Below are 22,335 nucleotides of genomic sequence, written 5' to 3'. Positions count from 1 at the left end.
GCAAAAACGACACAAACGAGGCATGAAATGCAGGCAATGGCAACACCCTTGTCAAGTTTCATAACGAAGTTTGAGGAAGTTTTAGCCATCACCCTACGGGACAGCGACATTTTTTGCCGCTACTGCGTTATGTCTTGCTCATTTAGAATAACTAAATTTCGCAACCCATGCCTTATATCATCAAAAAATGTCGTCTGTCGCAAGCATCTGTAAAATATCAACAGACCCTAACCAAGTTAGAACATTTGCTGATAAATATCGGGCTGTAACATCTGTTTCGTTTGCGCTGCTGTGAAATAAATATCTAGTTGCGGCGCATCTTTACTGATCTCATTGGCACGATAATGCAATCCAATGCCCTCTCCATCAAAGAACCAATCCGCTTGACCCCAGTATAAGGTCTTTGGTACTTGTTTCTTCACTTCGATAGACTGTTGTTCAATCCATTTCTGATAATGGACTTGAATCACATCATGCATGGCACTTTGCTGCTTTTTTTGAATGACATCAAGCACTGTTAAATGTTTTTGTAATTTGCGATCGGCAACAAAGAAATAATAACGATCTTTTACCTCAACATCTTCTTGTTTGGTATCGACACCCACTTGTAACAAGACATACTGATTGCGTTGTGATGCAATTCGCGTATTTAAATGTAATGCATAGGCTTTATTTTCTGAATATTTATCCTGCCATTCATCAGACTTTTTCACATAAGCATTTATGGCTTGTTGTAGGGTCATACTTTGTTTGAGTTCTATTTGCTGTTGAATGACCATGGCTTGATTTCTCTCAATCCAAGTATTCAACCATTCATCTTGGGTTTTAATGGTTTGAATATCAACATCAATACAGTTTTTCTTTTCGCAAAAAGGCAATGCATATTTTGCTTTGCTTTCTTGGATATTTAAATAAGGAAGAATCTCTGCTTTTTCAATCTTTGCTGTTTTCGACTCAATCGTTTCTGCTGAGTCAGATTCATTGTTTTTAGGATAATCACATGCGGTTAAAGCCATCATTCCAATCATTACTGTGATGCTGAGAATTGGTTTTAAAGCGTTCATATCATTATCCTTTATTTTTAAATCCCTCCTAACCTCCCTTTTAAAAGGGAGGTATATCACGAATTTAGATACCAATAGGACTCGTGACAAAGCCCCTCTTTTCTAAAGAGGGATTTAGGGAGATTCTAATGTTCTCGCGTACTGCTAAATTGAATATCAGGCCAACGCTCTTGCATCAACTGCAAATTGACACGGCTTGGCGCAAGATAAGTGAGGTGACCACCACCATCTACTGACAGCTGATCATGGGCCTTTTTCTTAAACTCATTGAAGATCTTTTCATCATCACAATGCACCCAACGCACAGTGTGAACACTCACTGGCTCATAGATACAGTCTACTTTATATTCTTCTTTCAGACGGTAAGCAACCACATCAAACTGTAACACACCCACTGCACCAACAATGAGATCGTTACTAATTTGCGGCATAAACACCTGCGTTGCGCCTTCTTCAGACAACTCTTTCAAGCCTTTTTGCAATTGCTTCGACTTTAATGGATCACGCAAACGGACACGGCGGAACATTTCAGGTGCAAAGTGAGGAATACCTGTGAAATGAAGGTTCTCGCCACTGGTAAAAGTATCACCAATTTGAATAGTGCCATGGTTGTGTAAACCAATGATGTCACCCGGCCAAGCTTCTTCTAGTTGTTCACGCTCACCAGCAAGGAAAGTCAAAGCATCACTAATACGCACGTCTTTGCCGATACGCACATGATTCATTTTCAAACCTTTTTCATATTTCCCTGAGCAGATACGCATAAAGGCAATACGGTCACGATGCTTAGGATCCATGTTGGCTTGGATTTTGAAGACAAAGCCAGTGAATCCATCTTCATTGGCATCCACAACACGTTCTTGCGCAGGATGTGCCTTCGGTTCAGGCGCCCAATTGATAAAAGCATCGAGGACATGGTCAACTGCGAAGTTACCCAATGCTGTACCAAACAAAACTGGGGTCTGCTTCCCTTGTAAGAACAACTCTCGGTCTAAAGGCTCATTTGCCATCTGTACCAATTCAAGAGATTCTTCAAAAGATGCCCAAGCTAAATCGCCGACTTTTTCACGAATATCAGGATAGTCATAACCATCACGCACTTCGATATCAGTAATGGTTGAGCCAAAACCTGCTTTATACACATACAATTTATTTTCGAGCAGATTATATACGCCCGCAAAATCACGGCCCATACCCAAAGGCCATGTAATCGGTACACAGCGAATTTTTAGGACGTTTTCAATTTCATCGAGCAACTCTAAAGGCTCACGAATTTCACGGTCCATTTTATTCACGAAGGAGATGATCGGTGTGTCACGCATACGACACACTTCCATCAATTTAATGGTACGTTCTTCAACGCCTTTTGCACCATCAATCACCATCAACGCAGAGTCAACGGCGGTCAAAGTACGATAGGTATCTTCGGAGAAATCTTCGTGTCCCGGTGTATCGAGAAGGTTAATGGTGTGCTTTTTATAAGGGAATTGCATCACAGAGGTGGTAATCGAAATACCACGTTCTTTTTCCATTTCCATCCAGTCCGATGTTGCTGCACGGTCAGATTTACGGCTTTTCACCATACCTGCAACTTGAATCGCTTTACCCCATAACAGCAATTTTTCTGTCATGGTGGTTTTACCCGCATCGGGGTGGGAAATGATCGCAAAGGTGCGACGTTGGGCAACTTGTGCCGCTAATTCATCTTTAAACATGAGAAAAATCTTCAATATGCACACAGTTATGTACACATCTTTTTAATATGTACTAACTGAAAAAGTGAGAATTCAAAATTGGCGCAATTGTAGCAGATTTCAAAGTTTATTTATCTAGGCTTCTTTAGTTTACATATTGATCCAGCACTTTGGCCCAAGAATTTAAATCATATTCTGTGGGCAATTCATTCTAAAATCGCTTAAATCGTCACCCAAACATTGTATAAAAAAGCCATCATAGTGATGGCTTCATTTAGCAACAATCTAAGGCTCATCACCCAAACCAAAACCACCGAAAATAGGTGATTCAGCATCGTCTTCATCCAAATCATATCCTCCAAAAATTGGAGTAGGATTCGCAGGTTGGTTATTATCAGAACCAGAATTATTGGTATTTCCTGTATTTGATGATGGAGGTGCACCATCTCTAGTCGATGGATATTCATCAATTAATAACATTGTATTCAAAGGATCACATTGAACTCTTTCCTTAATACTCGCATTATCAAACATTGCACCATCAGCTCCTGCATAGAGTTTTTTTGAATATTCTGCGTGATAACTTGCCTTCCAATTTTGTAAAATATTCGGCAAATTAAAGGTATAGAAATACGTTCTCGACTCATTCGGCTGATAAACATTTACTGTTTCATCATTTAAACAATAATCCGATTCTGTTGTTTTTGGCGTTTTTGTACCTGTAAGCTGGAAAGCAGCCTTACAACTATTGATATATTCATAGACTGGTGATGAGGTGGTATTTTTAACAATAATTTGAAGCTTAAATCTTGTCGGGCTTGAATCCTTCATACCAAATAGATCTACCCGATCTCCCATTATCATTGGAATATGAGGAGAATAATGGCGTACAAACTGTATTTTACGTTCTATTCCATTACAGTTTTGAGTGATCGGATTTGGATAGGCAACCGCATATAGCAATCCATCCTCTTCCATACGATCAGGCTTGACATCAGGTTGAGGTTTTGGAAATGGGCTTTCGGTACCGACAGATAATCCACCTGTCCCTGTTCCGCCTAAGCTTACCCCAACATTTAAATTGCCATTTTCATCTTTACAGCCAGTAAAAACAAAAGTCCCTATTAAAACCAAGCAAAGTTTGGAATGTATAGATGTCATACATATTGCCCCAATAAGCATTGTTATAGATATGTTGCAGATGACGTCCTATCATCTGTTCCCCCAACATCATTTTATCAGGAACCGAGGTATATCATATAACTAAGATACATCAACAGCCCCTCAATTCATCCAATATACATACTAAAAAAAGGCTGTCTTTATGCTGAAAAAGACAACCCAAGAGGAGCTTCAATAACAGAGAGTTTGAGCAGACATATAGCCAATCCGTAAAACTCAAATTCTCATATTTTTAATCTTCATTTAGATCATGATAAACCTAAAATGAATAACTTAGGCCAACTCGTCCTCCAACTTCATTTCCACCCGCGAAGCCAACAGCACCACTCAAAGAAACTCGATTGGCAATAAACGAAGTCACAACACCAACAGAACCAGCAGATTCACCCTCGAAATGACCAACACCAGCAAAGAGTGCCACTTGACCTGAACGAATATTTGGAACTGCTTGTTGAGCAGCTAATGCAATAGCGACACCACGATATGCACTTTTCTCAATATCATTCAAACGACGGCTCGCATGATCAATACGACCATCTAAACGCTTGATTTCTGCTGTACGCTCTGCTGCTTCAGCATCAATACGACCATCTAAACGATTTACCTGTTTGATGCGCTCTGCTCTTTGTTCCGCATCACCTGCAATACGCGCATTTGCTTCGGCATTAATAGCTGCTGTACGCGCCGCGGCTTCTGCTGCATCACCTGCGATACGAGCTTCAGCTAAAGCTTCATCGCCGGCGATACGTGCAGCTTTTTCCGCTGCATCAGCAGCAGCACGGATTTGGGCTTCGTTATCAATTGCGGATATACGCGCCGCAGTCTGAGCCGTATCTGCATCTGCCCGAAGTTGTGCTTCGTTATCAATCGCAGCTTGCAGATCAGCATCAGCAGCAATACGCTGACTTTTCTCTACAGCAAGTTGATCATCTGCATGCGCAATCAGTTCCGCACCAGAGGTTAAACTCGCAACTGCATCGTTAAGTTGTGAGATATTGATCGCATCATGGTCATTTATACCATCAGCCACTTGACTGATTGTACGAACAGCCCCAGTAAAGAAACCACCAAAACTCACAGTATCCTCAGTACTGCCACCACCACCATTGTGAGTATCAGCATTATAACCAATCGCCACAGAATTCTTATCATCTGCCCACGGCTGCCCTGGCTTCGTTGGATCATTTGAACCGATTACAATCGTATTTTCTGCACTACCTGTTGTTTTGTAGCCAATATGAATCGCATTCAACCCACCGCCATGTGCATCATGACCGATGTTTAATGCATTTTTACCGCCTGTTTCTGCATTAAAACCTAATACCGTCGCATTTTCTGCATTTGCCCATGTTTCGCTACCAATCGCAGTTGCACCATCGCCACCCGTCCAAGCAACGTGCCCCAAAGAGCTAGCTTGGTTGCCATTAACGAGACTACCACGACCAACTGCCGTTGCATTATCACCGTTAACTGTTTGGCTATTCCCCACAGCTACACTATCTGTACCTCCTGCTGTAACTGTGGCACCAAGTGCAATACTCTGATCACCTTTAGCATAAGTGGAACGACCTATCGAAATTGCAGAATCTCCACCACCTGTCGTACCTTCCCAGTTATTGAGTGAACCAGCAGAAAAGCTATTTTCCCCTTTGGCTTGACTATCATAGCCAATGCCGACACTGGTATTAGCAACATCATTACGTTGACCAATCAAAACACCATTGGATGAAGGATCTACATTAGCATAATTTGTTTCCCCTCCCATCGAGTTACTAAAACCTGTACCAGTTCCTGTTGGCCCTTCCCATACAGGTGCTGCATAAGCATGACTTGCAAGCAAGGCAACTGTTATTATTGATAATTGAAAAGTTTTTTTCATTACATCATCCTTTTATTATGACTAAATCAAACCCAGTGTTAATAACCAAGTACGACTTAGTTCCCTCCGATGACATAAGCGACGCCCGCGCGACCGCCAAACTTGCCGCCCTCAGCAACACCGACCGCACCACTTCCAGAGAAACGATCACTGAATGATGTCACCACACCAAACGCACCTGCGGCTTCACCTTCGTAATAGCCCATGCCGCCAAAGACTGCGACCTGCCCTGATTGAAGGCTTGGAATAGCTTGTTGAGCTGCTAAAGAAATGGCAATACCACGATTTGCAGTGGTTTCTACACGATCTAAACGTTGATTTAATTGATCAACACGACCATCTAAGCGCTTTACTTCTGCTTTACGCGTTGCAGTTTCTGCATCAATACGACCATCTAAGCGATTAACTTGCACAGTACGTGCTGCTGCTTCTGCTTCATCGCCAGCTATACGTGCAGCTTTTTCGGTATTAATTGCCGTAATACGTGCTGCTTTTTCCGCCTCATCGCCTGCGATACGCGCTGCTGTTTCTGCTTCATCGCCTGCAATACGTGCAGCTTTTTCTTCTACATCTGCTTGCGCACGGATTTGGGCTTCGTTATTAATTGCTGCTGTACGTGCAGCGGTTTCAGCAGCATCTGCATCTGCACGGATTTGAGCTTCATTATCAATTTTGGTTTGTAAGTTTGCATCACCTGCGATGCGTTCAGCTTTTTCCTGAGCAATTTTATCGTTAATCGCATCTAAATCTTCTTGACTCGCTGATGTATCAATATCAGCAAGTGCTGCATTTAACTGTCCAAGATTTACCGCATCATGATTGTTAATACCATCTGCAACATAAACCACACGACGATCACCCATCGCGACGGTGTTGTCTTCATCTGCTACGGTATTTGCCCCAATTGCGACAGAATTTGCACCTGTTACTTTGGCACCAGCACCAATTGCAACCCCACCTTCGACACTTGCTTCTGCACCACTACCAATCGCTATTGAGTTTACGCCACTTGCAACTGCGTTACTCCCTGTTGCAATGGCATTATCTGCTGTTGCTTGCGCACCATACCCAAGGCTTGTTGCATAGTCACCTGTTGCTTCCGAACTTGAGCCAACTGCCGTTGCACCTGTACCATCAACCGTGACGGAGTCACCAAATGCACTGGCATATTGGCCTTTCACCTCACTATTTCCACCCACCGCTGTAGATTGACTATCATGAATCGTAATATTATTACCTACAGCCGTACCGCCAGCACCTGTGACCTCATTATTACTCCCCACAGCAACGGCATACTGATCATGGGTCGTATTATTATTCCCGATGACAGCAGAACCAAAACCATCTACAGTATTACCAGCCCCTCCCACAAAGCCTTCCCCACCTGTTACAGTGTTGTCTGTACCCACTACCGTTGTATTCGCAGCAGCGTTATTAGTACCAACAACGGTCGTATCTGGTCCACTAGCAGTATTACCATCACCAATATTTGTTACGGCAGCATAAGCATTTGCAGTCAACAACGCAGTGGCAATCACCGATAATTGAAAAGTTTTTTTCATTACGCATCCCTTTATAAAGACTAATTAGTATTGATAAATATAGATTTTTAAAGTTTTAAACCTCGATTTTAAGCATTCTGTGGAATGAATCATTAAAATCAATATTTAATGTGTAATATGCACATAATAAAAAACTAACATATTGCCCCCCCCTGTGCAATAGTCTGACAAAAATTCAAAAAAACCACGAATAAGCGAAGTAAGAAATTGATTATTATTAATAAAAATATAAATTAACAAATAAAACCCATCAAAGAACAAATAAAAAATATTTTTAATTATGTGCGATATGTACATTATTTGTTTTTGATGATACATTCAGTACAGTAAAGTTCGGATGCAGCAGTAAAAAGCCTCAATGAACAATGGTTTGAAAGGAATTTAAATTATTTTTGATTCTTCAAAGTTATAAGTATCAAGATAGGAAATAACAAGTAACTTCTATGCGAGCATATTCGTTAGATCTTCGAAAAAAAGTGATGGCGGCTTACCGTCAGACAAAACATAAATCTAATGTCTGCAAACAGTTCAATATTGCAAGATCTACTTTAGACAATTGGATTTTATTGGAGCAAACAACACAACAGCTAAACCCCTTCCCTGCAATTTGCAATGGGAGAGCATTTACAATCAAAGATTTAAAAAGTTTTGAAGCTTTCGTAATGAAAACACCTTATAATAAAATCAAAGACTTACTTGATCCTTTTGAACAAAATTTTGGTTATCGAATATCGTATTCAATTTTATGGAGAGGATTAGAAAAAATTGGAAAAGTAAAAAAACAGAAAAAGTGATCAGGTTTAATTATTTACTCATTATATTGGTATACACCAAGTCTAAATCGTTTGTTTGCTTCAGTATCGCCTTCATCGGTCTTACAATAATCGATTGCTGCCGATACAAGTGCTTTTGACATCAAATTCCATAGATCAATGCTTAATTGATTCAGTTTATCTACAGAGTCTTGACTCAACTCATCTGCAAAAATGGCTTGCTCTAAAAAGTTTGTATTTTTAGTCAAGTTACTGATACCTGCTGCGAGATGATCAGAAATATTTTGTGTAAGGAGCTGCTTACTCTCATCAGCTTGCGGATCAGGCGTAAAACTCGAATTTTGCAACACGATATTATCTTTTTCCTCGGCCACAATTCCTAATCGTTTTAGCTCTAACAAAATAGACTTTGGATGTTTTTCTGAGGAAATCTGTTTAACCAAACTTTCGAAACTATTTTCTTCGCCTTGAAAAGGAATCTGCTGAGGCAATTTTTGGTTAATCCACATTCCCACCACACGTGCAGGCACACTGATTGGCAACTGCAAATTGAACTGGTCTATACGTGTATATTCGCCATAAGTTTGGCAAAAGTTTCTGACATCACGGCGATTTAGCCCTGACAATAAACTGATAGCAGAATCTGTTTTCTTTTGCTTGATCGCATCTAATTCTTTTATTGCTTCATTATAAAATAGTGCTTTTAACGCCGCAGTAAACTCGTTATAACCAATACCTGATTTGATCAACCAATGTATAAGCTGCGGCATAATAGTGACAACATGCTCTAATGTCGTTTCAGTATCATGAGACAACATCGTGTCCTCAGAAACAACCAAAGCTGAGGTGTCTTTACTCATGCAATCTCCACATTTGACCCAACATCAATAGCAAATAGACTCTTCTTTATTCTAACTGAATTCGACCCTTGTTAGGATTATGATTGTAGTGTTTTTTTCAAAAAAAAGAGGAGAATTTACCCCAAAGTAAATTAAATAAATATAAAACATTTAAAATTCAACAATATAACAAACTTAAAGAGCTTTAAGATTAAGCCCGAATTAGGTTTTTATAAATCTAGACTCTCATTAAATGACCTATATATTATTTAGATGCCAACTATACACAGCTCTAAGACTGAACACCGACGGATTATGTTTACTTAAAGCCCAATTACCAAGCGTATTAAAAATATGAATCAGACATACTTGATTTAGAACATGAGATTTACATGAAACTTTTGATCAAAATTACAGCTTGACAGCAAACCAACACCCGTCTAATATGTGTAAAATACACATTTTTATTATAAAATATATCTCGTTTCACATAATGATTGAAAATCAATAGGTGTCATCATGAACATGAAAAAAGAAATAATTTTTGGCGTTTCCTTCATCTCTTTATTATCCCTCTTTACTATCGCATTAATACTTATCGAGTAAATTAATATTTATCAGATAGTTAAATAAATATTTTTCAAATTTAAACCGCTTGATTTCATTACTTTTCGATGAGTTCATTTTATCTTCAAATACAACGATCTAAATAAGCGACTTTAGCTTGTCCAATGATTTAGTTACTATAAGAAAAATATCAATGGACACATACAATTCTGTTCTCATCCTTATAAGAGTAAAAAAATGTCACAACAAGATTTTGAAAATGGGTTAAAAGTTCGTACCGAAGTGATGGGTGAATCATTCGTAAAACGAGCACAGGATAATACTGTGCCTTTCACTGAACCTTTACAGAATTGGATTAATGAACATGCTTGGGGTTCTACATGGCAACGTGAAGGCGTATTGCCTCGTAAATATCGCTCGCTAATTACTATTGCATTTTTGACTGCACTCAAAAGCCCAACCGAACTCAAAGGTCATATTCGTGGAGCTTTAAACAATGGGGCAAGTATCGAAGAAATTCAGGAAGTTTTATTACATAGCTTACCGTATTGCGGTGCGCCAGCTACTCAAGAAGCATTTCGTGCTGCGCTTGAAGTCATTCAAGACTATACGCCTGAATCTTAAATTAAATCTCAACTAAGCATTTCTCAGGTTAAAAAAGCTAACGCCGAATCCAAAATCTTTCGGCGTTTTGTATTCAATATCCGCTGCATTGGATATCAGCTACATGATTCATTCTGTTTAAATGCCCCAAATCAATAATCAAATGCCCCATTTACGTTACTTCTTTCTTTATTTTTAGTTTTATGCTTTGAAAATAATAAGTTAAGTCTTTAAATCCTATTTGTCTCGATTGGGCTGTATGAAAGGTTACAGTGAAATAGAAAAATACAATCATATTTCAATTTCCTATGACTAAATTTTCCTCAATATCAATCGAATAAAGCTTAAGCGTTATTAATACACTTTTTGCCATCATCTTTAGCGCCTGAACTTACTAAGATGTGCAAGATAATGAATGAATTCTGAGTAAAGTGGAGCAATCAATTGAGTAAAAAAATACAATTTGACCATGATGGCATACAATTCCCTCTACAGTCTGGGAAAAAATCACCGAGTACCACCCATACTGCTAAACAAATTTTAAAGTCTGCATTACAAAGTGTAGATTCTCGTTATGCCGCACAATTGGCTAGCGAGAAAAACTGGCGAAAAAATTATCCATTTTATTTCCACGAATTGGTCAAGGTCGGGATCGAATCCGTCGATCATCCTGCACGTATTGCACAGCAAGGTCTAGAAACAGCCAAAAGTTTATTTAATTTTAATCGTGCTGAACAAAGTCATACTTTAACTAGTGCAATGGCAAATATTAAAGATCAACCTTTTGAGTCTTTTATATTAAAAGGCACGGGTAGCTCAACCATTGAACCTTGGTTTATTCCCTATCATGGAAAAAAATTACAAGGCGAAGCGCTATTACAGCAAATTGAACTTTGGGAACAACAACAAGTCATTGAACCGAGTCATGCCAAGGCGCTCCGCTTACTCAATCAACATCCTGAATGGTTTGATTTATCAAAGCGCACTATGGTGTTGTTCGGTGCAGGTTCTGAAGCAGGTCCTTTAAGTTGGCTAGCAAAATGGCGTGCTAATATTGTAGCGATTGACCTCCCCCATCCAGCCATTTGGGAAAAAATCACTAAAGTGATTGAAAAAGGTAATGCCACCTTAATCGCACCGCAAATGAAGGTCGCTGATAAGCAGCAACTTGGTGCAAATTTACTGACTCAAACGCCAGAGATTGCCAATTGGTTAAACACCTTTTCTGAGACTTTAGACTTGGCAGGTATTGCATATCTAGATGGCGAAAAACATGTCCGTGTTTCGATTGCGATGATCAGTATCATGGAACAAGTGAGTCAACACAAACCTGATAGCAGTATCATGTTTATGCTCACGCCGACCGATATCTATGCCATTCCAAAAGCAGTCGTGCATTCTATACAGGATAAAATTAAACAGCGTCCGATCGTAGAAAAACTACTCACTAAATCCATTCATAATGTTTCCCTCACTCACTTTTTTAAACCAAACTCGAAACAACTGATCAAGTCAGATAATGGTCAACAATATGGTATTTCCGACTGTATGGTGATTGAACAAGGTCCAAACTACGCCCTCGCGAAGCGATTGCAACAGTGGTTCGCTATTTCAACACGTGCGCGTGGTCAGAAGACTGTCATCAATATTGCGCCGTCTACCACAACGCATTCAGTCGTTAAAAATCCAATTCTGAAAGCAGCTTTTTCGGGTGCTGATTTATTTAAGGTTGAAACTTTCAATCCTGAAACCACCAATGCCATTATGGCTGCGCTTTGGATTCATGATCTAAACAATCCAGAAAGTGCGACCAATCCAGATAAGCAATTAGCTCATCCATTAGAACTGATTATGGAAAATGCAAATCACGGTGGTTTATGGCATGTACCATATTTGGCAAGAACAGCCCTACCATTCGCAGCCGCATATGGTTGGGTGAGAGAAAAGTTTTAATTTAATACAAACAAATAAGGAGGAAACCTATCGACTTCCTCCTTATAACTTAGACAAAACGTTTATATTTCTTCATCAATTCACAGTACTTGGCGCATCCTCTATACCGCTATTCGTGTTATGTGAACAAACAAGCTTTCCTTGCTCACTCGCGGTTCTCCATGCGGTATATGGTCCATCAATTTCAGTTTTACTGTATTTTTGCAAGGCTAATACTGAGTCGCCAATTGCTAACAACTGATCACGCATCAAATTAAAATCAATTGCATCTTTGCCAAATGAAGGCGCCCAAAGTGACCAAGGCCCTGAAATCGTAGCCATAGTCGGAATTAAATTCTGATGAGATGCATTTCCAATACCGCCAAAGCTACATTGTTTAGGTAAACGTTGAGGATTCGGCATATCTTGCCCTGTCGATACCATCACTGCGGGTAAGTTACGTCTTTGCGCTGCCTCAGTAGCAACTTTTTGCATTAACACATGATCTTCGGGTACAAACCAAGCTTGTGGTTCTGGCTTACCTGAAAATTCTAGCGTTCGTCCAACACTACCATCGGTTCTTGGTTTAGCAACGATTTCGCGCGTTCCCAAATGCTCTACTGCAAAAACAAAGCTGACTTTACCTTGTTTATATTCTTGATCGAGTTGTTCCATATATCGAAAGGTTCCCTCTTTCGACATATGTAAATGACCTGTATTGAATGCAAATTCATAGGTTTTCGGGCGGCATTTTAACGGTAGCTTTGCAAAATATTGTGCCATTGCAATCATACCGCTTACGCCATTTTCTTGTACCCATGTATTCCCATCTGTATTTGCGACAAATACAATTTTTTCATCACTTAAACCCGGCAGAGTGGCAATCAAATTTCGCGTGGTTGCAGTATCTCGTTCAGCCTGAACCACAATTTTTGCTTGGGTATTGCTCGATGCTAAAGCTTTGACTTCGGCAAATTCATCTACACCTAAAAATACTGCTGGAAGTCGATAATGTAATCCGTTGTGCGGATCAAAGTAGTCTTTAACCTGATCTCGAGGTACATCAAAACCAAGAATCAAACCCGCAGCTCCCACTTTTCCAGCCGCAATTAAGTCTTGATTCATTAACTCACCAGCTAGAAAAGGCTTGTCATATCGCTGTGTTTTGAGTTCGTTCAGAGATGAGCTTAAATATTTTGCGAACTGAAATAAAAATGCATAAGGTGGTGCAACCATATTGGCATATACAGGATCTTGTGACGTTGGAATTGCTCGTACAATAATTTTGCCTTTATGTTCAGCGGTAATCGGTTGATTGCTCTCCAGAAAAACCAAATCGCCACTATTGCCAGCTAAAGTTGTACCTAATGAATAAGGAACAGCCCCAGCAATCGCAATCTCTTTTCCATTCACGGACAATTGCCCAGAACGTAATAAACTGCGACCTTTACCATTTTCAGCCACAATCATCGGTTGCCAACGCTGAATCTCATATTGATCTGATTTTAGCTGCATACCCGGTATTTTCTTGGCTTCAAGTTCGATCCAATTAATTAACTGTTGATGTGCTTGACTACCAGTAGAACGTAATTGCGCCAAGTCAGGACCGACTTGTACCATTTTTTCTAAAGTTTTAGCATCAGTAAATTGCTTTTCATCGATAATACTTGGACAGCTTTCTCCAATAACAGGTGGATCGATTACGACCGTATTACGATCACTTCCACAACCCGTCACTGAACATCCGAGTAAAACCAAACCGATAGATTGCTGATAAATCTGTTTTATTTTCATATTCACTCCCTTTATTTACCCAAATTCAACATATCTTTATGTGAATAACCCGATTATTTAAAAATCACGAGTTTTGAGTAAAAATATCCATATTCATACCGAACTAACGTTCTTATTCATCATCAAAATCATGCTAATCCTTACAACACTATAGTGAGTCACTGTTAGCAACTAGAATTCATTGATGATTCACAAAGTTACCTTTCAAATCCTATAATGAACTCATCATTTAAAAATAACGCTTCTGAGTCACCTCATTTCTAATATAGGACAAACTGAAAAATAGTCTGTTTTAAACATGCATAAGTTTTAGTCTTCAACCACTTTAGAATTAGCATTTTTACGATATTGAGTTGGTGTTAACTGAGTCTGCAATTTAAACCAAGAGATAAAGGAATGACTGGTATAAAAACCTAATGCTTTTGAAATAAATGAAACTGAATGCTGATAACTTTCCAAATAATTGACGGCTAATTCAAAACGAACTTCATCCAGTAGTTTGCTATATGAACTTTCTTCAAGCTGCAACTTCCGACTTAAAGTTCTTACATTAACACCTAATTGTTCTGCAACATTTTCGCGAGACAATCGCTCATTGTGAAGTAATAAATAAATTTGTGCCTTCACTTGTTGTGCAAAATTTTGTTCAACTCGTTGTTGCTCTAATAACTTTGACGCGAATAATCTGACACTGTCATATAAACCTGCATTTCCTGTCTTCAATGTCATGGTTAATGATTTAGGTGACAATAACAAAGCTGTTTCTGCTTGATCAAAATAGACAGGACAACCAAAGAACGTTTCATAATATGCTTGTAATTCAGGCTTCGCCAAAGAGTGCGTAAAGTGAACAGCTTTGAGAATGGAAAACTCTTCATTTCTGACTAAACGAAGTAAACTGAGCCACCATGATAAGTTATATTCATTGGCACAACGGCTAAAAATCGGATCGTTTGATCTGCATTTCCACTTCCAATAAACCACGTCAGATTCTGCTTGTAATGAAATATCACCAATACAGCCGATCAGTGGTTGAAACTCTTTTAATGTTTCAATTGCTTTATTCAAACTAGAAGCCAAGGGTACTAAATGACCTAATACACCATAAGCAGTGGAGTCCATTTTTTGGAAAAAGCTTAAAGCAATTAATGGATCTTTTTGGCTACTATAACTATAGATGTAGTCAATAATTTTTTCAAAATGGCTGAGCGGAATACATTGATTCGAATCACCTAATTGTTCTTCTGTCAGACCACCTTGCAATAACAGTGCTTCTCTATTGATTCCAAAAAAACTAGCATGCTCTAAAATATGGTTTACAAGACCCACCAGCACCTTACTTCCAAGAGTATCATCCATTGATGTGGTTCTAGGATTTTAGACCACGCCTATAAGTGATAATCTACTCCCCAATAAGCATGGGAAATGCTTGTTTTTGGAGTCAACCATGACACGAAGAAAACGTCGTAATCATTCAGCAGAGTTTAAAGTTAAAGTTGCTCTCGCAGCAATTAAAGGCGACCACACACTCGCTGAACTTTCTACTCAATTCGATTTACATCAAAACCAAATCATCGATTGGAAAAATCAACTGCTTGAGCAATCAGTCAATATTTTTTCACGACCAACAGCACAACAAGAACCAGAGATTGACCTCAAAGCTCTACATGCCAAGATAGGACATCAGGCATTGCAAATTGATTTTTTAGAAGGTGCGCTCAGAAAAATAGGGCAGCTGAGCGGCAAAAAATGATCGATAAGACCCATCAACTTTCGGTACGACAACAATCGCAATTGATTCAAATCAATCGCAGTACGTTGTATTACAAGTCCAAAGAGATTTCATCAACTGATTTGAGTTTGATGCGCCTGATCGATGAAATTCATCTCGACTACCCATTTATGGGCAGTCGAATGATACGAGATATGCTACAGCGTCAAGGGCATCAAATAGGTCGGCGTAAAGTCCGACGTTTAATGCGCTTGATGGGAATACATGCCTTGTATCCAAAACCCAATACCAGTAAGCCTAATCTTGCACACCGTATTTTCCCATATCTGTTGAAAAACATGGTCATCGATCACTCTAATCAAGTCTGGTGTACAGATATCACGTACATTCCTATGGCTAAAGGCTTTGTCTATCTGTGTGCAATTATAGATTGGCATAGTCGTAAAGTACTGGCTCATCGTGTATCGATCAGTATGGAAACAGGCTTTTGCATAGATGCGTTGCAAGAAGCAATTGTGAAATATGGTTGTCCTGAGGTGTTTAATACAGACCAAGGCAGTCAATTCACAAGCGAGGCATTTTTGAATGAGTTAAAATTGCGAAATATCCGTATCAGTATGGATGGGAAAGGACGATGGATGGATAATGTAATGATTGAGCGTTTATGGCGCAGCGTGAAGCATGAGGAAGTCTATTTGAAGGCTTACGATACGGTTAAACAAGCGAAACAATCAATTGCTGAATATTTGGATTTTTATAACATGATACGTCCTCATTCAAGTTTGAATAAGGCAACACCGGATGAATTTTATGATCAACATTTACTAAAAGTAATGGCAGCATAATTTAAATATTTAGAGCGGATTTATCACTTATAAAACTGAATTGAGTGGTCTAATTAACGGAACCACATTAGGAAATTTGAACAACACTTATAAGTGATATTTTGCTCCCCAAATGATGTTATAAACATCAATATATGGAGTATTTTATGACACGTAGACCAAGAAGAAATCATTCAAATGACTTTAAAGCTAAGGTAGCACTTGCTGCGATTAAAGCAGAAAAAACACTTGCTGAATTGAGTGCTGAATTTGATGTTCATCAAAACCAAATTATTGACTGGAAAAATCAACTGATTTCAGCTTCCTCGCAAGCTTTCGATCAATCAAAAGCTCCAACAGAACCACCCATCGATCTAAAAAAACTACATGCAAAAATCGGTGAGCAGGCATTAGAAATTGATTTTTTAGAAGGTGTGTTGAAGAAACTGGGTCGCTTCAACCACAAAAGTTAATCGATGACTCACTTCAGATTTCAGTATCTAAGCAAGCTAAGCTGCTGAAAGTCTCCCGTGGTTGTTATTACTATCGCCCAAAACCTGTGAGTGAATCAGATCTGAAGCTGATGCGCTGTATGGATGAGTTACATATGCAATACCCTTTTGCAGGTAGCCGTATGATGCGTGATTTATTGAATCGTCAAGGACATCATATAGGACGACGTCATACACGTACTTTAATGAAGAAAATGGGCATTAATGCGTTATATTGCAAACCAAATTTAAGCCAGGCTAATCAAGCTCACCGTAAATATCCATATCTGCTCAAAGGATTGGCTATTCAGCGCAGTAATCAAGTGTGGTCTACGGATATAACGTATATCCCTATGGCAAAAGGCTTTGTTTATTTATGTGCTGTGATTGATTGGCATAGCCGCAAGGTACTTGCGCATAGAGTATCGATTAGTATGGAGGTTACATTTTGCATAGAAACATTAAATGAAGCTATTGAAAAATATGGCCGACCTGAAGTCTTTAATACAGACCAAGGCAGTCAGTTTACCAGTGATGCATTTATTGATGTATTGAAATCAAATGGCATTCAAATCAGTATGGATGGTAAAGGTCGATGGGTTGATAATGTGATGGTTGAACGATTATGGCGGAGCGTTAAATATGAAGAGGTGTATCTCAAAGCCTACAGCAATGTTTTGGATGCGAAGAAGCAATTAAACGCATATTTTGAATTTTATAATTTGAAACGACCTCATTCGAGTCTGGACAAAATGACTCCAGATGAGTTTTACTATGACCAGCTACCACAACAAAATAAGGTAGCTTAACTAGAGCAGAGTATCACTTATAAATAAGCTTTTAGTTGTTCAAACAAGTGGGACCACCTCTGTACACCGAGTTTACGCCAAGCCAAATACAATTTAGGCACTTACGTAAAAACGTTTATGCCTGACTTTATCGAACAAATCCGGGAACATAGTGGTCAGCAACAACTGTCACTATATGGTTGGAGTTTAGGCGGTGCCCTTTCGCTTTGCTATACCTCGTTATTCAAAGATAAAAATATAAAAAACTTAGTCATCTTGGCCTCACCGATTAACACCCATCAATCAGGTTATATGGGCAAGCTATACCAACGCTTAACCATTCCTGCGCAATGGATCCGCAACAACACCAATTTTCGTATTAAACAAATCCCAAGCCGTGTCTTTCATATTCATGGTTGGCAGAACACCCTTGGTTTTAAACTAACAGACCCTATCGGTAACTTTAAAAACTATTGGGAGCTGGTCAGAAATCTGAATGATCGCCAATTTGTGATTAACCATGCAACCTCAAGCTCTTTTATCGATAACATGCTGGCCTATCCAGGTGGTGTTATGCGAGATATTATTTTACGCTTCTGGATCGATAATGAGTTGTCGACGGGTTCAGTTCAATTCGGTGAACAGACTGCAAACTTAAAAGATATCGACTGCTCGGTACTCGCGGTCGGTGGTAATACCGATATCATCGTCACCACTGAAGCGATACGTCCTTTAATGGATCTGATCAGCAGTGAAGATAAGCAGTTTAAAATCGTCGCAGGCGGACACATGGGATTGGTCTCAGGCAATCAAGCACCACAAACCGTTTGGCCTGTAGTGAATGATTGGTTAGTTCAACGCTCTGATTAGTATTTATATGTATTGGCAAGGTTGCGATCACTTCAGAATAGATCCAATCTTGCTTCAATACGATCTCAGATTGAATAAATAATCGATATCCTAAGCAAAGTGCTGTTGGCGATGTAACACCAAACTCTCAATATTGACAGGTGTCCCCAATAAATATCCTTGTAACTGATGGCAACCTAACTTGGTTAAAATATCAGCTTGCTGTTGGGTTTCTACCCCTTCTGCAGTTACCGTCAAACCGAGTTTTGCAGCAAGATGAATAATACTTTCTAAAATTGCTTCTTCTTTAGAGTTGGGCTGTAAATCGATGATAAAACCCCGATCTATTTTCAGCTCATCTACAGGTAAGTCTTTTAAATATAAAAAGCTTGAATAACCTGTACCAAAATCATCGATTGCAATACGGATACCCAGCTGACGTAAACGCTCCAAGGTACGAATGCTCGAATCAATATGATGCATTGCAGTTGACTCAGTGATTTCTAAAATCAGATGCTGAGGTTGAATAGCATATTGTTCAATCAGTTGTTCTAAGACACCAAAGAGTTTTTTATTTTCAAATTGAAGCGCCGATAAATTGACTGCAATGGGATAAAATGGACTATTTTCTTGTTCCCATTTCTGAATTTGCTGACAAGCCTGTTCCAAAGCCCAATACCCCATGGGAATAATTAAACCAGTTTTCTCCGCCCCATCAATAAACATGTGTGGTGTTAGCAATCCTAAACTTGGGTGATTCCAACGAATCAGTGCCTCAACACCACATACCTCATAATTTGCCGTAAATTTAGGTTGATAAAATAAAATGAACTGCTGCTCATCCACTGCTTTATACAAATCATTGATCAATTTTGATTGACTACGGACATCTTGTTGATCCGTCATCGCATGAAACATGGTGTAGGTATTACGTCCCTGATCTTTAGACATCAACATGGCAATATCCGCATTAATCAGGAGATCTTGCACATTGGTTCCATGCTCAGGATACATCGCGATGCCAAGACTCGCAGAGATATTAATATCTTTACCTGCAATCAAATAGGTTTCCTGAATGAAGTATAAAATACGTTCTGCAAGTTGCATCGCATCATTGCTGTCGATGTTTTCCGAAATCAAGACAAACTCATCACCACCAATACGAAATAACCTTTGATTGGCATTGAGTTGATTATGTAAACGATTTGCCATTTGAATTAGTAATTGATCACCAACATGATGACCAAAAGCATCATTCACAGATTTAAAGCGGTCTAAATCAATATATAAAAAAGCCACTTTCTGTTCACGTAAACGATGATGAGTAAAAACAACCTCGGCATAATCGGTTAGATATAAACGATTGGGCAATTTAGTTAATGCATCATGTAAAGACTGTGTCGCAAGTTCTTTATTGATTAAAGTGAGTTGTTGATTGCGTTGCTCTAATCGAGCTTCCAATATAGCTACCGCGAAACCAGCGACAAAAACCAAACTGGTAATGACAATAATCGTGAATAATAAAACGCTTTGTTCAGTTTGTGCAGGAGTAATTACTTTAACGAGGTTTTCATTAAAGTACGTTGCAGCCATGCCGATATAGTGCATGCCAACAATACTCAATGCCATTAATACAGCAACAATTACTTTTAAAGTAATTCTATAATTCACCGCAGCTTTATATTTAAAAATAAAAAAGAAACTTAGTCCTGAGCCACTAATTGCGATCAAAATCGAGCAGATCACAAGCAATGGATCATAATACATCTGATGATATTCAACGGTGAGCGCCGTCATCCCCGTATAATGCATGCCAGATATCCCAAGCCCCATAAAAACAGCGCCGAGAATCAAACGAGCAAGAGGTAAAGTTTGACGCGAAGTCAACCATACCGCAAAGACAGAGGCGACCGCTCCAATCAGATAAGAGAGAACCGTCAAACCAACATCAAAATGGTATCCTTCTGGCAAATGGCTAGCCAGCATCCCCACAAAATGCATCGACCATATCGCTAGGCCTAAAATCAGACCACTCGCTACTAAAATGCTTTTTTCAAACTTTTTATAAGCAGCTTTAAAAACGAGCTCTTCCATTGAAACTGCAGCGTAACAGATCACGACTGCAACCAGAATGGAAACGATGACCAATGTGCTATCGTAATCAACGTGTACCATAAAGGACTTCCATGATTATTCAGTACTTTTTTTTATTTACTGAGCAAATTGCTCAAAATCAGAACGATCCTTCACACTCAAAGAAATATGAAGTTTATCTTCATAAACTTTTCCTAACAATAACATCATCTAGCATAAGGTCAAGTCTTTTTCACTTTATAAATCAATAGAATAAAAACATAAAATACAGTTTATTCCTATAAAAAATATTGTTTTTCCCATTCCATTTTTTATCTAAAGACTAACTTTATCTTTTACTCGATTATTTTAAAGTTTAAGTGATTACTCTTTTAATGCTGTGAATCGTGCAGATACCCCAAAGTATGCAACGATATTGCCTCAATCAAATACAAAATATACGTATTAAATCGATCAAAACATGAACAATATTAAGCCTATTTTTTATTTGTATTGTTATAACTCTGTTATCAACAGCAAATAAAAAACCCTTGTATCAAAACAAGGGTTTTTAAAGATTAAACTAAATATTAGTTCTTTTCTTTATCAACAATTTTGTTCGCTTGAATCCAAGGCATCATCGCACGTAACTTGTTACCAGTCACTTCGATACCATGTGCAGCATTTTGACGACGACGAGCAGTCATAGAAGGATAGTTTAACGCACCTTCTTGGATAAACATTTTCGCATATTCACCAGACTGGATACGCTTCAATGCATTACGCATTGCTTCACGAGACTGTTCGTTAATAACTTCAGTACCCGTTACATATTCGCCATATTCAGCATTGTTTGATACTGAATAGTTCATGTCCGCGATACCGCCTTCGAACATCAAATCAACGATTAACTTAAGTTCGTGTAGGCATTCGAAATATGCCATTTCTGGTGAATAACCCGCTTCAACCAAAGTTTCGAAGCCCATTTTCACCAATTCAACCGCACCACCACAAAGAACTGCTTGCTCACCGAATAAGTCAGTTTCAGTTTCTTCACGGAAAGAAGTTTCGATGATACCAGTACGACCACCACCTACGCCAGAAGCATAAGAAAGTGCAACGTTACGTGCATTACCAGACGCATCTTGGTGAATCGCGATTAAATCAGGAACACCTGAACCACGTTGGAATTCTGAACGTACAGTATGACCTGGCGCTTTTGGTGCAACCATAATCACGTCTAAGTCTTTACGTGGAACAACTTGGTTATAAAGAATAGAGAAACCATGTGCAAATGCTAGAGTCGCGCCTTCTTTGATATTTGGTTCAATCACATCACGATAAAGCTGAGATTGGAACTCATCTGGAGTCAAGATCATGACTAAGTCAGCTTGAGCAACAGCAGCTGGAACTTCAGATACTTTAAGACCTGAATTTTCAGCTTTTTTCCAAGAAGTAGAACCTGCACGTAAACCAACAGTGACATCTACGCCAGAGTCTTTTAAGTTAAGTGCGTGAGCATGACCTTGTGAACCATAACCAATAATTGCAACTTTCTTGCCTTGGATGATTGATAAGTCACAGTCTTTATCGTAAAAAATTTGCATCTGTTTTCTCCGTGAAAACTTTAAAAATATGTTGGGTATTTCCCCCTCACCCTAACCCTCTCCCCAAGGAGAGGGAACTCCT

At 39.0% G+C, this 22,335-nt stretch carries 15 protein-coding genes and 1 pseudogene; 6 read left to right on the top strand and 10 right to left on the bottom strand.

The window, feature by feature from the left end; translation table 11 throughout:
- Positions 1 to 236: 236 nt before the first annotated feature.
- From F991_RS14085 to F991_RS14065, 5 genes are all read right to left on the bottom strand, one after another.
- Positions 237 to 1,064, bottom strand: coding sequence for a hypothetical protein (locus F991_RS14085; RefSeq protein WP_004672705.1), 828 nt, complete (start codon positions 1,062 to 1,064; stop codon positions 237 to 239).
- 125 nt (positions 1,065 to 1,189) lie between these two features.
- Positions 1,190 to 2,779, bottom strand: coding sequence for a peptide chain release factor 3 (locus F991_RS14080; protein ID WP_004672704.1), 1,590 nt, complete (start codon positions 2,777 to 2,779; stop codon positions 1,190 to 1,192).
- A 264-nt stretch (positions 2,780 to 3,043) separates the two neighbouring features.
- Positions 3,044 to 3,919 carry a hypothetical protein gene (locus F991_RS14075; RefSeq protein ID WP_004672702.1) on the bottom strand — a complete coding sequence of 292 codons (876 nt, stop codon included), beginning with the start codon at positions 3,917 to 3,919 and terminating at the stop codon, positions 3,044 to 3,046.
- Positions 3,920 to 4,199: 280 nt separating this feature from the next.
- The gene (locus tag F991_RS14070) at positions 4,200 to 5,819 is read right to left on the bottom strand and encodes a YadA-like family protein (protein ID WP_004672701.1); all 1,620 of its coding nucleotides are present in this window, start codon (positions 5,817 to 5,819) and stop codon (positions 4,200 to 4,202) included.
- Between the two features lie 56 nt (positions 5,820 to 5,875).
- Positions 5,876 to 7,381: a YadA-like family protein gene (locus F991_RS14065; RefSeq protein ID WP_004672700.1), complete on the bottom strand. Its 1,506-nt coding sequence runs from the start codon at positions 7,379 to 7,381 to the stop codon at positions 5,876 to 5,878.
- A 443-nt stretch (positions 7,382 to 7,824) separates the two neighbouring features.
- On the opposite strand from F991_RS14065, the gene F991_RS14060 reads away from it, so the two are divergent.
- Positions 7,825 to 8,175 (top strand): COG3415 family protein, encoded by a 351-nt coding sequence (locus F991_RS14060; protein WP_004672699.1) that lies wholly within the window; start codon positions 7,825 to 7,827, stop codon positions 8,173 to 8,175.
- Between the two features lie 14 nt (positions 8,176 to 8,189).
- Here the strand turns inward: F991_RS14060 and F991_RS14055 are convergent, their stop codons facing one another.
- Positions 8,190 to 9,014 carry a hypothetical protein gene (locus F991_RS14055; RefSeq protein ID WP_004672698.1) on the bottom strand — a complete coding sequence of 275 codons (825 nt, stop codon included), beginning with the start codon at positions 9,012 to 9,014 and terminating at the stop codon, positions 8,190 to 8,192.
- 783 nt (positions 9,015 to 9,797) lie between these two features.
- On the opposite strand from F991_RS14055, the gene F991_RS14050 reads away from it, so the two are divergent.
- A complete protein-coding gene (locus tag F991_RS14050) occupies positions 9,798 to 10,184 on the top strand; it encodes a carboxymuconolactone decarboxylase family protein (RefSeq protein WP_004672696.1) in 387 nt (128 codons plus the stop codon).
- Between the two features lie 423 nt (positions 10,185 to 10,607).
- Positions 10,608 to 12,116: a hypothetical protein gene (locus F991_RS14045; protein ID WP_004672694.1), complete on the top strand. Its 1,509-nt coding sequence runs from the start codon at positions 10,608 to 10,610 to the stop codon at positions 12,114 to 12,116.
- Between the two features lie 75 nt (positions 12,117 to 12,191).
- Here the strand turns inward: F991_RS14045 and F991_RS14040 are convergent, their stop codons facing one another.
- Together F991_RS14040 and F991_RS14035 are read right to left on the bottom strand one after the other, a co-directional pair.
- Positions 12,192 to 13,889 carry a zinc-binding metallopeptidase family protein gene (locus F991_RS14040; protein ID WP_004672693.1) on the bottom strand — a complete coding sequence of 566 codons (1,698 nt, stop codon included), beginning with the start codon at positions 13,887 to 13,889 and terminating at the stop codon, positions 12,192 to 12,194.
- 309 nt (positions 13,890 to 14,198) lie between these two features.
- Positions 14,199 to 15,248: an AraC family transcriptional regulator gene (locus F991_RS14035; protein ID WP_004672692.1), complete on the bottom strand. Its 1,050-nt coding sequence runs from the start codon at positions 15,246 to 15,248 to the stop codon at positions 14,199 to 14,201.
- Positions 15,249 to 15,336: 88 nt separating this feature from the next.
- Here F991_RS14035 and F991_RS14025 point away from each other — a divergent pair.
- From F991_RS14025 to F991_RS14010, 3 genes and pseudogenes are all read left to right on the top strand, one after another.
- Positions 15,337 to 16,466 (top strand): IS3-like element ISAcsp5 family transposase gene (locus F991_RS14025; protein WP_100222370.1). Its coding sequence is split into 2 segments (ribosomal slippage): positions 15,337 to 15,589 and positions 15,589 to 16,466, totalling 1,131 coding nucleotides; the frame shifts between segments, so codons are not numbered across the junction.
- 134 nt (positions 16,467 to 16,600) lie between these two features.
- Positions 16,601 to 17,745, top strand: a protein-coding gene (locus tag F991_RS17290; protein WP_155757138.1) for an IS3 family transposase whose coding sequence is annotated in 2 segments (ribosomal slippage) — positions 16,601 to 16,865 and positions 16,865 to 17,745 — 1,146 coding nt in all. Because the reading frame shifts where the segments join, the coding sequence is not laid out codon by codon here.
- 63 nt (positions 17,746 to 17,808) lie between these two features.
- A pseudogene (locus F991_RS14010) lies at positions 17,809 to 18,594 on the top strand (alpha/beta fold hydrolase); the annotation flags it as partial.
- Between the two features lie 90 nt (positions 18,595 to 18,684).
- Here F991_RS14010 and F991_RS14005 read toward each other — a convergent pair.
- Both F991_RS14005 and ilvC read right to left on the bottom strand, forming a co-directional pair.
- Positions 18,685 to 20,748, bottom strand: a complete 2,064-nt coding sequence (locus tag F991_RS14005; RefSeq protein ID WP_004672688.1) for a putative bifunctional diguanylate cyclase/phosphodiesterase — start codon at positions 20,746 to 20,748, stop codon at positions 18,685 to 18,687.
- 488 nt (positions 20,749 to 21,236) lie between these two features.
- Positions 21,237 to 22,253 (bottom strand): ketol-acid reductoisomerase, encoded by a 1,017-nt coding sequence (gene ilvC, locus F991_RS14000; RefSeq protein WP_004672686.1) that lies wholly within the window; start codon positions 22,251 to 22,253, stop codon positions 21,237 to 21,239.
- Positions 22,254 to 22,335: the final 82 nt, after the last annotated feature.

The sequence above is a fragment of the Acinetobacter sp. CIP-A165 genome, from assembly GCF_000367985.1.
GTDB lineage: Bacteria > Pseudomonadota > Gammaproteobacteria > Pseudomonadales > Moraxellaceae > Acinetobacter.
Note: the sequence above shows the minus strand (reverse complement) of the source record. Positions and strands in the feature narration are given on the sequence as shown.